The organism is Fluviicola sp. (assembly GCF_030151805.1).
GTDB lineage: Bacteria > Bacteroidota > Bacteroidia > Flavobacteriales_D > Crocinitomicaceae > Fluviicola.
This window is the reverse complement of sequence record NZ_JASLCN010000483.1, coordinates 1-10,887: the sequence shown is the minus strand read 5'-3', so window position 1 is coordinate 10,887 and position 10,887 is coordinate 1. Positions and strand designations below refer to the sequence as shown.

9 protein-coding genes are annotated in these 10,887 nt (G+C 39.8%); 6 read left to right on the top strand and 3 right to left on the bottom strand.

Annotated features, from left to right (window positions below; genetic code table 11):
• On the bottom strand, window positions 1-507 hold a 507-nt coding region (locus Q1V93_RS18395), incomplete at its 3' end, for a hypothetical protein (RefSeq protein ID WP_300666723.1).
• A 4-nt stretch (window positions 508-511) separates the two neighbouring features.
• Window positions 512-841 (bottom strand): hypothetical protein, encoded by a 330-nt coding sequence (locus Q1V93_RS18390; protein ID WP_300666720.1) that lies wholly within the window; start codon window positions 839-841, stop codon window positions 512-514.
• A gap of 227 nt (window positions 842-1,068) precedes the next feature.
• Here Q1V93_RS18390 and Q1V93_RS18385 point away from each other — a divergent pair, with 227 nt between their 5' ends.
• Window positions 1,069-1,275 carry a DUF3606 domain-containing protein gene (locus tag Q1V93_RS18385; protein ID WP_124747697.1) on the top strand — a complete coding sequence of 69 codons (207 nt, stop codon included), beginning with the start codon at window positions 1,069-1,071 and terminating at the stop codon, window positions 1,273-1,275.
• A gap of 76 nt (window positions 1,276-1,351) precedes the next feature.
• Here Q1V93_RS18385 and Q1V93_RS18380 read toward each other — a convergent pair whose 3' ends face one another.
• Window positions 1,352-3,298, bottom strand: a complete 1,947-nt coding sequence (locus tag Q1V93_RS18380; protein WP_300666715.1) for a YgiQ family radical SAM protein — start codon at window positions 3,296-3,298, stop codon at window positions 1,352-1,354.
• 204 nt (window positions 3,299-3,502) lie between these two features.
• Here Q1V93_RS18380 and Q1V93_RS18375 point away from each other — a divergent pair, with 204 nt between their 5' ends.
• From Q1V93_RS18375 to Q1V93_RS18355, 5 genes are all read left to right on the top strand, one after another.
• Complete coding sequence (locus Q1V93_RS18375; protein ID WP_300666712.1) at window positions 3,503-4,255, top strand: glucose 1-dehydrogenase; 753 nt, start codon at window positions 3,503-3,505, stop codon at window positions 4,253-4,255.
• A 155-nt stretch (window positions 4,256-4,410) separates the two neighbouring features.
• The gene (locus Q1V93_RS18370) at window positions 4,411-5,364 is read left to right on the top strand and encodes a hypothetical protein (RefSeq protein ID WP_300666709.1); all 954 of its coding nucleotides are present in this window, start codon (window positions 4,411-4,413) and stop codon (window positions 5,362-5,364) included.
• A gap of 49 nt (window positions 5,365-5,413) precedes the next feature.
• Window positions 5,414-9,286, top strand: a complete 3,873-nt coding sequence (locus Q1V93_RS18365; RefSeq protein WP_300666707.1) for a hypothetical protein — start codon at window positions 5,414-5,416, stop codon at window positions 9,284-9,286.
• Window positions 9,287-9,425: 139 nt separating this feature from the next.
• A complete protein-coding gene (locus tag Q1V93_RS18360; protein WP_300666704.1) occupies window positions 9,426-9,884 on the top strand; it encodes a MarR family transcriptional regulator in 459 nt (152 codons plus the stop codon).
• 50 nt (window positions 9,885-9,934) lie between these two features.
• Window positions 9,935-10,816, top strand: a complete 882-nt coding sequence (locus Q1V93_RS18355) for a DUF4349 domain-containing protein (RefSeq protein WP_300666701.1) — start codon at window positions 9,935-9,937, stop codon at window positions 10,814-10,816.
• The last annotated feature ends 71 nt before the right edge of the window (window positions 10,817-10,887 follow it).

Below are 10,887 nucleotides of genomic sequence, written 5' to 3'. Positions count from 1 at the left end.
ATAATAAATTAAGGTACAGGATTGTCCTAAAAGCAATGTTGCTCCAACTATGAAATAAACATCTTTGAATGGATTAAACACTTTTTCCAGCTGAAACATCTCAACAAAATAACTGATAATGATAGATGATGCACATCCAAAAGTAATGAATGTTTGCATTGACGCATAACTCTGCCAGTCATCAAATAAATTGGTGATCGTAGTCAGCACAATTGCCGATAAAGATATGATCAGAACAAGAATCTTCCCTCTTCTCTTTGAAAACTGGTTCAAAAAGAAAAGTCCGGGAAATATTAATTCTGCATACATGTAAATGCGGTAAAGCCAGAGATTATTGATCCCACTAAAAGCTAAAACAGCACCTCCTATATCTACAAGAACTGTAAACAGCAGGTACAACCATAATATGAGTCCAACAAAAGAAAGGCGCTTTTGAATTAAAAGCGCCACTCCCATTCCTAAAGGCAGGATGTAGGATGAAAGAACAAAATACACCCAATCACTCATTCTATTATTTCAAACCGCTTTTCAAAATGCTGTTTAACGGGTTATTCCCCCCACAAGTAGTAGGACACATGACTGTTCTGTCAATAATCAGATTCAGGATATCATTTCCATTTGAGTCTACACCAACCCAAACATACTCTGTTTTTCCATCAACATTTTCTCCAAGATACACTCGTATCCCATGACAATCAGACTGTGCTAAAAGAGCGTCAATATTCGTTTTACCGATAGCCCCCGCGATGATGGAATTCGGATGATTCGTTTGGTACCTTCCTGTTAATTCTGCACCTTGTTCCAAGGAGATTGGTTCTCCCTCATTTCCATTAAATGACATAATAATTATAGTTTAAGTTATACAGTCAATATTAGAGGGAATAAATTGAACTTCCAAACCCCCAAAAGGAGAAATACAACTAGAAGGTTGATTTTAACGCGATTAATTTTTTCAACAATGTGAAAAAATGTGGTTTTCCGCAATGCATTTTCAGTAAAAATACGGTTGTGCAAGTCAAATTGACCCCATACATTTGTCTCAAGAAAAGAAATTAATTCATTGTTTAAATGTTACATGACCTAGTAAACAAACCAAGAGTCGATATTCACAACAAGACGAATATTTCCTATTGGAGTAGTGAATTGAAATGTTCAGAAGAAGAATTGCTTTATTGCATTTCAAAAGTTGGATCTTCCGTAAGTGCTATTGAAAGTTACTTACACATGAACAAATCATTGCTGCAAGTTTGGTCGTCACGTGACATTGCTTTTTAGGCATAAATTGTTATAAAGCAACAGGTCGTAAAGAAATTACCACTTCCACTTTCACTGAGTTTTCGCGGCCTGTTGCTTATTTTCTTTTCCTCCGTTCACTAAGCCAATTGGGAACATTTTTTCCACCGGCTTTCGAACTTTGAGATTTGTTTTGAACGTCAGCACTATTCACTATACGATTCGGATATTGATCTCCTAACAATTGGGAGATCAATTCCGGCTTTTTAGCCTTCGTCAAACGATCTTTGATCCAATCCCTGTTTTCCCGCTTGTACCAAAAGAAGAAACGATTCTGATTTTTCTTCTCATCCGCTCCTTTAGCAGTATAAATCGGTTTGAGTGTATACGGGTGAACTCCGGTATAATAAATCACTTCCGAAACCGTCATCGGTGTTGGTGTAAAATCCTGAACCTGCTCCAACTGAAAGCCCATGTCCTTTGTTTCAGCTGCCAGATTCGCCATATCTACCTCTTCGCAACCAGGATGAGAGGAAATGAAATATGGAATCAGTGGTTGATTCAGTTTGTTCTTTTCCGAAATCCGGTCGTACTTTTCCTTGAACTTGTGGAAATACTTAAACGACGGCTTTCTCATTACCCGCAACGTGGCGTCAGAAGTATGTTCCGGAGCCACTTTCAAACGACCGCTTACGTGACGGGTGATCAATTGCTCAATATATTCGTCGTGATTCCCGTCTTCATTATTTTTGTTGAAATCATCAACCAATAAGTCATAACGAACACCGGAGCCAACAAATGCTTTCTTAATTTTCGGATGCGCATCGATTTTCCGATACAAATCGGTCATGGCTTTGTGAGAAGTATCCAGGTTGTTGCAAATCACCGGGTGAATGCAACTCGGGCTTGAACAACGTTCACAGATAGCTTCCACTTTCCCTTTCATACGGTACATATTCGCGGAAGGCCCTCCGATATCCGACAAGTATCCTTTAAATTCCGGATGTTTTACCACCTCATCAATTTCATTCAGAATACTCTTTTCGGATCTGGAAGAAATGAATTTCCCCTGGTGTGCGGAAATCGTACAGAAACTACAACCTCCAAAACAACCACGATGCATGTTGATCGAAAACTTGATCATTTCGTACGCAGGAATTGTTCCGCGTTTTTTGTATTTCGGATGCGGTAAACGCGTATAAGGCATATCAAACGACTGGTCCATTTCTTTCTCAGTCATGGTACGATACGGAGGATTGATCACCAGCGTTTTCGCACCGATCTTTTGAATAATACGGTTTGCCTTCAATTTATTGGATTCAACCTCCACGATTTTAAAATTGGCAGCATACGCCAATTTGTCCTTTTGACAGGTTTCGTGACTCGCTAATTCAACCGTTTCCCATTGCTTGTTTTTCGGTAATTCAGTTGCAGAATCCTGAATAAATGCAACCTGGTTCACTGTTGTCAATGAACCGAACGGGACACCTTTTTTCAGAAGACGCAAAACATCTCTTAACGGCTGCTCCCCCATTCCGTAAACCAGTAAATCTGCTTCAGAGTCCATCAGGATGGAAGGCATTAACTGATCTTTCCAATAATCGTAATGAGTCACTCTTCGCAAAGAAGCTTCAATTCCACCGATCAAAACCGGAACATCCGGATACAATTCTTTCAGGATTTTCGTGTATACGGTTGTCGCGTAATCTGGTCTGAACCCTGAAACTCCGCCCGGGGTGTATGCATCCGTAGAACGTAAGCGCTTTCCAGCCGTGTAATGATTCACCATCGAATCCATACAACCCGCTGTTACACCAAAAAAGTATTTTGGCTTACCGAGTTTTTTGAAATCGCGCAAATCATCGCGCCAATTGGGTTGTGCAATCACTCCGATTTTAAACCCTTCACTTTCAATGATTCGTCCGATAACTGCCGTACCAAAAGCCGGGTGATCCACGTATGCATCGCCGGAAATCAAGATGACATCCAATTCATCCCAACCTCTTTTTTCAACCTCTTTCTTAGTAAGTGGTAACCAGTCCGTTATCGGTCTTTCTAATTCCATGCGGCAAAGTTACGGAAAAAGAGTCGTTTAAGCCTTATGAATGAAGCTTTTGTGTTGTATTAACAATTCATCCGGGAAATAAATCTCTTTTCAATAAATTACCCGGGTAACAAACTGTTAAACTTCTATAAAGCTCTTCTTGTATCATTGCTTTCCGGACAAGCAATCGGTAACTTTATAGGAAACATTTTAAACCTTTTAATTATGTCATTATTAACAGGAAAAGTAGCATTCGTATCAGGCGGCGGATCAGGTATCGGTCGGGCTGTAGCGGAAACTTATGCAAAAGAAGGTGCAAAAGTGGTGATCGCGGATATCAACGAAAACCATGGCGCAGAAACCGTTAAAACAATCAAGGATGCAGGTGGTGATGCATTTTTCATCAAAGGTGATTCAAGTAAGGCAGAAGACAACAAGCGCTTTGTAGAAGAAACCGTTGCAAAGTATGGGCGACTCGATATTGCTTGTAACAATGCCGGAATTGGCGGGCCTGCCCTTCCAACGGGTGAATATCCGATCGATGGCTGGGACAAAGTGATTGCTTTAAATTTAAGCGGAGTATTCTATGCCTGCCGTTATCAATTGGAGCAAATGGAAAAAAACGGAGGTGGTAACATTGTAAATATTGCATCTATTCATGGAACCGTTGCTGCTCCGAACAGTCCGGCTTACACAGCTTCAAAACACGGAGTCGTTGGACTTACCAAAAACATTGCAGCAGAATACGGTCAAAAGAATATCCGTTGCAATGCCGTTGGCCCCGGATATATTGAAACACCCTTATTGACGGAACACCTGGACAAAGCTGCCATGGAATACATTGCTGCAAAAGCTAGCATGAACCGTTTGGGAACTCCACAGGAAGTTGCTGATCTGGTTGCTTTCCTAAGTTCAGATAAATCTTCATTCACCACCGGAAGTTATTTTATTGCCGATGGTGGTTACACAGCAGTCTGATTCCTTCCGATTATTTTCAACAACCAGGGAAGTGTCATCGGAAAGAAACGGGTGACACTTCTTTGGTTTATTCAACAAAACCACAACGATTTTAAATTAGTCACTCTCATCAACAGTTTTCAATCCATATCATAAAATATATTACTTTTAAATGGATGAAACGATTGACTGTTTACCTCTTGATTTTTTTGGGATTTGCTCTTTCCAACTGTACTGAAAAGAAGAAAGTTCTGATTCAACAAACTGAAATTACTGCTGATTTTATCCATCCGCTTTATTTTCAGGAAGAAGTTTCGCAGCTTATCAATTTTCCGTTTTGGTTCAATGACAGCATCGCGGCAAAACAAAAGATCAAACAGCTCACCATTACATCTTTCAAGGGAGTTATTTCAGACACAAGTGTATATAACGGCGATTCAGATGATGAAACGTTTCCGAAAAGAACCATCATCTATACGTTCAATCAAAGCGGCAGACTTGTTCAAATGCAGGTAACGGATTTCTCCGAAGGAATTGTCATCTCGAATCAATCTTTTCAAATCGGGAAACCCGGTTCTTTGGGATATTGCGAGGTGATCCAAAAAGACAATCTTTACGGAGTGGAAAACAATACCTTCACGTATAACACCGGCCGGATCACTCCTGATTATGCCTCATTTGAAGCTTCCAACAACCTCGATCTGATTCATTTTGTTCTCAACAAAAAATACTTCGGGCCGCTTTCCGTAGATTCGATCGCCAGCCCCTTGCCAAATGATTGGATTGTTTTGGGAGAACCTCAAAAACCAATAAAACGCTACAAAGTACGCAACAAGGTTAGGGAGAAATTTGTTTCAAACTACAGCTATTATTCGGAAAACTATCCGAAAGTGATTACAAATGAAGATTACCCGTTTTTTAAGAAACGTTATTTCAATTATTCGAACGGACAATTCAAGGGTTACCTGGATTCAACTTTTATTGATGAAACCTTTGTAACTTCCGTGAAATCGTTCATTTATTATAACAGCAAAAAATTACCCGGAAAAGTGATCCATAAAAAAGAACATGTGGAAAGCGTGAAGCATTATCAAACGCAGGAAATTTTCACCTATTCATTTTATGAATAAGCCCCATTTATTCCCGTACTTTCGCAATACAATTAAATCACTGTCTTTCATGATCAGCAATTATTTAGAACAAAAAGTTTTACTCACGTTATTATCTCTCTTTTCTTTCTTTGCATCTGCACAGGTAGATCAGGTAACCATTGATGGGAAAAAGTATTTCGTATATCCTCATCAGCAGCAGGTTCAGGGAATGCAGGAATATTACCTGAATTTTGCCGACAAGAAAGAAATCATCAAACGGGACGACCGCAATGAGAAGATTGTTTCTGTAACGGAAGAACCAATTACCCAGCTTGAAAAGAAAAGCGCGATCAAATTTCCGAAATCATCTAAAAAGTACCTGAAAGACTTCGAACAGATCCTGGAACAATATCCTTACTTTTTGGTAACGGCAGATAACAGTATTTCAATCGACCCGACTCCTGCCCTCACAACTCTGCCTGACGGAGAATACGTAATGTTTTACCGCGATATCCCCTATATTTCGAAACGGGTTCTTCGCTACAAAAATGATATTGTTGCTGCTTATTTTTCAATTAAAAACAATGTCATTGTCGGAACAAGCAACTGGCTTAATCCGGAAGGGAAAGTAGTGAAAACCGGAGCCTATCTGGACAGTGAAAAAACCGGTCTCTGGAAAATTTACACCTACACGCTTAATACCGATTCCGAGTACAAATACAATCCGAACGAAAGTCTTGAAAGCAGGTTCAAAAATCTGCAATTTGATACCAACACCACAAACATTCATTTCCTGGATGGGTTGAAAAATGGCCCGTATACCGTTTATGAAAACCGGGATTTACTCACATCCGGTCACTACACCAACGATCAGGAAAGCGGTGCCTGGGAAATGTATGAATACAAAACGATCGTATCGGCAGACAAAAAAGGGAAACTGACGATTACAAAAAGTAAAGACAAAAGCCTGATAGACCGTTATACGCTCCGCACTGACAAGAAAAGAGGTAAATCACCGATTATCCGCCATTCCGTTATACCTTACGATTTCATGACTTACCGTTACAACGATTCCTTAATACTTCGGAATAGTGGTGGTGATCAGGGCTACGGATACGAAACAGAATTCCCGGATTTTGATTCTTTCTATACCGTTTTGGAACCCGATACGAATGACCTGGAACTTCCGGAGGAAAACCTGACCAGCTATGAAGGCGAAGAACTGTATGACGAATATAATTATGATTACACTCTCGGAATGGAAGATCCTTTCAACGAGCGTTACGATCCGAATGAATCGTATGAATTTGCCAACGGAAAACGTTACACCCTAAACGATCTGATTGATTCCATCGGATACCTGTATAAATACGAAGGCATCGTAGAACATTATTACCAAAACGGACAGCTTCAGTATCGTTTTGAAGTAAAAGACGGCTCATTGGTGAAAGAAGAACCGGTTTACTGGGACAACGGAACCATTGCAAACGAGATTGTTTTTATCAGCGATTCGAATCAATACGTGCAGCGTTATTACGACTACAATGGAGTCAAATATTACGAATTGTGGTATGATTCCAAAGGAAATGTAATCAAACAGGCAGAGAAAGACAATCACTCAACCATTACGATCAACCACAAAAAATATGACCGGAATTATGGTAAACCGACATTTGTTTATGCGGAAGACGGCGATCTGAAATCGGAAACCCTTCCTGAAAAAGTATTGTTCATCGAAGAATTATTCAAGGTCGATTCTTCCATTGCAAAACAAGCCTATTTCTACCCAAAAACCAGAACACTGTCTTTATTTGAGCGAAATTTGCCGGGTGATACTGTAACAAAGCAGGAAGTTGTTTTTTCAGAAGATTACCTGAATGCAAATTCAGTAAAAACAACCCGTTTTAAGAACATCGAACTGCGCACTATCGAAAACGGAACACTTGATGAATACTGGAAAACAAGTATTACAGATACGTTCACACTCGAAAAACTGGCTTTCTACTGGGAATATAAATACAGCAAAGAAAGCGATCAGGAATTATGGATCAATGAAAAACCCTTTACCGGAACATTCAAGTTGAATGATAAAACGGGAAGTTTCAGTGTCAAGACAAGTAATCAATCGGTACAAATCTCTCTTCCGAAAAGTTCCGTGGATCTGAAACTGTACAAGTCGGCACTGAAAAGCTATCTGAAATCAAAAAAACGCTCGGATATCCTCTTAGGCTATATTCCTGATTTCAATGGTTCCGGGCAACTTTCGCATGCAGTAGCAGCTCTTTTCCCGAATCTTTACGGAACTTTCCTAGCGGTTTATGAAAATCAGCGATACGGCTTTGATCTTGTTGAATATACGGATCTTGACTATTCTGCTTCCGCAGTAACGATTGATAAAAACAGTTCCTTTATTTCTTCAGTGGAAGGAAAATACCTGAACGGAAAACCGGAAGGTGTCTGGACATACACAGATCAGTTCGGGAAAATCCGTTCAACAATCGGTTATAAAAACGGTGCTGCACACGGAGAAAATATTGATTATGCGGTTGCTGTTCCAAAAGCAAAACCCAAAAAGAACGAGGAAGAGTATGTATACGAAGACCCTTTAAGCAAGTTTGAAGAGTATCCGGTAAAGAAAACGTATTATCCTGAATCCAAATGCCATTTCAAAAACGGCGCTTTGGATGGTCCTTTTGTGCAGCTAAACTGGAAAGGTGACACGTTGAATTATGTCAATTACAAAGACGGTGCAAAAGAAGGAGTGGAATTCAAAAGAAACCAATTGTTCTACAATCAGTCCTACTACCGGGACGGATTCCTGGACGGAGATGTGAAAACCTATTTCACTTATCCCGGAAAAGATTCGATCCTGATTTTCGATCTTGGATTTAAAAACGGACTTCTTCAGGGGCAATCTGTGGCGTATCACTCAAACGGAAAGCTGGCCAAAAAAGGATTTTTCCTGAACGGTGATCCGATTGATGATTATGAAGCGTATGATACGCTCGGATTCAAGTATCAATATGTGAAGTTCCGCTACAATCAGCCGGTTGAAGAAAAAATCTGGGAAGAAAACGAATTAAGTGTTCGTTATGAATTTGACTGGCGCGATTCCATTCCATTCAATTTTGCCGACATAACCGAAAGTTCCAGTATCGAACAACTGATCTTTCAGGCTGGTTATTCTGATGATGGTTTGTATGAACCTTATTATGGCCGACCAAGTTTGGTCAACAAATCGGGAATCGATTACAGCATCACAAAGTACTATCCGAATGACACGATCGCCCGCATCGGGACTATTTCCAAAGGTGTAAAAACAGGATGCTGGAAATACTTCAACTACTTCGGAAAGAAACTCATGGAAGTAGAATATTTCGACACCATTATCCAGGTCAATGACAGTATCAAATTCAAGTCGAAAGGAATTCTTTACTACCTGGATGAAAAGGACAATCCATTGAGCAAAAGCTGGATCATCGAAAAATTCGAAAAATATGATTGTGCACATACCGACCACAACGAAGAGCGCATGCTGTATTGTTTCTGGGAAAAAGACAGTGCACAACACCGCAAAAACGGGTATGTCAAAAATTATTATGACAACGGATCCATTCAAAATGAAGGCTGGGTAAAAGACGGACTTCCTACCGGAGTTTGGAAAATCTACGACATCAACGGAAATCTGAACCAGGTCGGTGAATACATCCAGGGAAAACGAAATGGCCGCTGGTTGAAAGGAGATTTGGGAAGTGTGAAAAATATGAGCGAAATTTGCCTGAATCCGAATCTGGAAAATTTGGATGCAATTTTAAGTTACCAGGAAAAATTACTCGACGTAAGCGTCATTACTTATCGAATGGGGAAAGAATTAAAACGAAAGTACTACGGAATCAATATGAACAACGGAGATGCTCCGGAAGGTTATTTCGGAGACGAATTAAATATTGAAGGTTACTAATCCGTAGTAAATCAAACACTTGAATAAAGAGCAGAGAAAAACTGCTCTTTATTTCAGATAACTCAATAACTTAGTCATTTCACTATTTCTCTGGACGCTTAGTTACAATACATAACTGTTTTGTTTTTAACTTTATAGTATGATTGAAATCGAAAATAGCAATATGGTGAAATTGATAGAGCTGATTGATTCCATCAAAGAGGTTCGCTTTATCATTCAGGCTTATTTCAAGGAAAAATTGAAAAACAATGATCTTGGAATTACGGTAGAAATGTTCGAGGTGCTGATCGTGCTTTCCAGAAACCATCAGATCAATCAACAGCAAATAGCAGACACCGTTCGTAAGAACAAAGCGAATCTGACACCCATTATTGACAAACTTTCGTCCAAGAACCTTGTATTGCGAAAAGAAGACACAGCTGATCGCCGGAATAAACTGATCATTCTGACCGAAGAAGGAAAGAAAATGTGCCGGGTTTACAACAAAATGTTTGAGGAATTTTACGTCAAATTTTTACAGGATATTGATCTGCAAAGCCTCGACAAAACCATCAAAATGCTTAAAAACCTGGGGAAACAGGTTTGTAAATCCAGCTAATTGAACTTTTATCCGGACGATGTGTAATAGCAAGAACTAAATGTTCAACTATGTCACATTTCATCTCTAAATCAGTAAGCATTGGCTTACTTCCGCTTTTCCTGGCTGCGTGTTCTTCAAACAACCAAAAGGAAACAAAATCTGCCATTGAAATGGCAAGTCTTCTATCCGATGAACCCGGAATACAACAGGAAGAATCTCAAAGCAACCAAGACTATTCCGCCGAATTCAAAAAGACCAAAGAAGCAGTACAACAGAAAAAACTCATCAAAACCGGCGAACTCACACTCAAATCCAGACACATCGAAAAAAGCAAAGCCAATCTCGACAGGGTTTTAAAGCAAATCGGCGGTTATTACGACAACGAATCTTTCAGCAAATCCGGTTACGAATTGCGTTATTCTTTACAACTGCGCATTCCTTCTTCAAAATTTGATCAGTTGCTGCAAAGTATCAACACGGGGTCGGATGAAATCCTTTCAAAAAACATTCACGCAGAAGATGTCGGAGAAGAATACTTCGACATTGAAACACGCTTAAAAAGCAAAAAAGCTTATCTGAAACGTTACCAGGAAATCATGAGTAACGCAAAAAATGTAGACGATCTTTTGCAGATCGAAAGCCAGGTGCGGCAACTCATCGAAGAAATCGAAAGCCAGGAAGGCCGATTGAGATTTTTAGATAGCCAGGTCGGATATGGCACACTGAACATTGAATTATTCAAAACATTGTCTCATCCTCCGGCTGCACCGGATGAAAACAGTTTTTGGGAAGATGCCGGAAATTCGCTTTCGAAAGGCTGGAATGCAATCGTCGGTTTTGTATTATCACTCCTTTCTATCTGGCCGCTGCTTTTAATTCTAATCCCAACAAGTATTTTCGGTTACCGAAAGCTCAAAACAAGAAGAAACAAAAAATCTCCATCGCATTAGCAGGTTTTTAATTTTGGTTTCTCAATACTTCTGAATGACGATCCCTCAATGGACGGATCGTCATTCAGTCT

What these genes read in the sequence shown, in the direction of transcription:
- Q1V93_RS18360 (WP_300666704.1), top strand. Translation starts at nt 9,426, where the DNA reads ATGATTGAAATCGAAAATAGCAATATGGTGAAATTGATAGAGCTGATT.
- Q1V93_RS18380 (WP_300666715.1), bottom strand. Translation starts at nt 3,298, where the DNA reads ATGGAATTAGAAAGACCGATAACGGACTGGTTACCACTTACTAAGAAA.
- Q1V93_RS18370 (WP_300666709.1), top strand. Translation starts at nt 4,411, where the DNA reads ATGAAACGATTGACTGTTTACCTCTTGATTTTTTTGGGATTTGCTCTT.
- Q1V93_RS18385 (WP_124747697.1), top strand. Translation starts at nt 1,069, where the DNA reads ATGTTACATGACCTAGTAAACAAACCAAGAGTCGATATTCACAACAAG.
- Q1V93_RS18375 (WP_300666712.1), top strand. Translation starts at nt 3,503, where the DNA reads ATGTCATTATTAACAGGAAAAGTAGCATTCGTATCAGGCGGCGGATCA.
- Q1V93_RS18365 (WP_300666707.1), top strand. Translation starts at nt 5,414, where the DNA reads ATGATCAGCAATTATTTAGAACAAAAAGTTTTACTCACGTTATTATCT.
- Q1V93_RS18355 (WP_300666701.1), top strand. Translation starts at nt 9,935, where the DNA reads ATGTCACATTTCATCTCTAAATCAGTAAGCATTGGCTTACTTCCGCTT.
- Q1V93_RS18390 (WP_300666720.1), bottom strand. Translation starts at nt 841, where the DNA reads ATGTCATTTAATGGAAATGAGGGAGAACCAATCTCCTTGGAACAAGGT.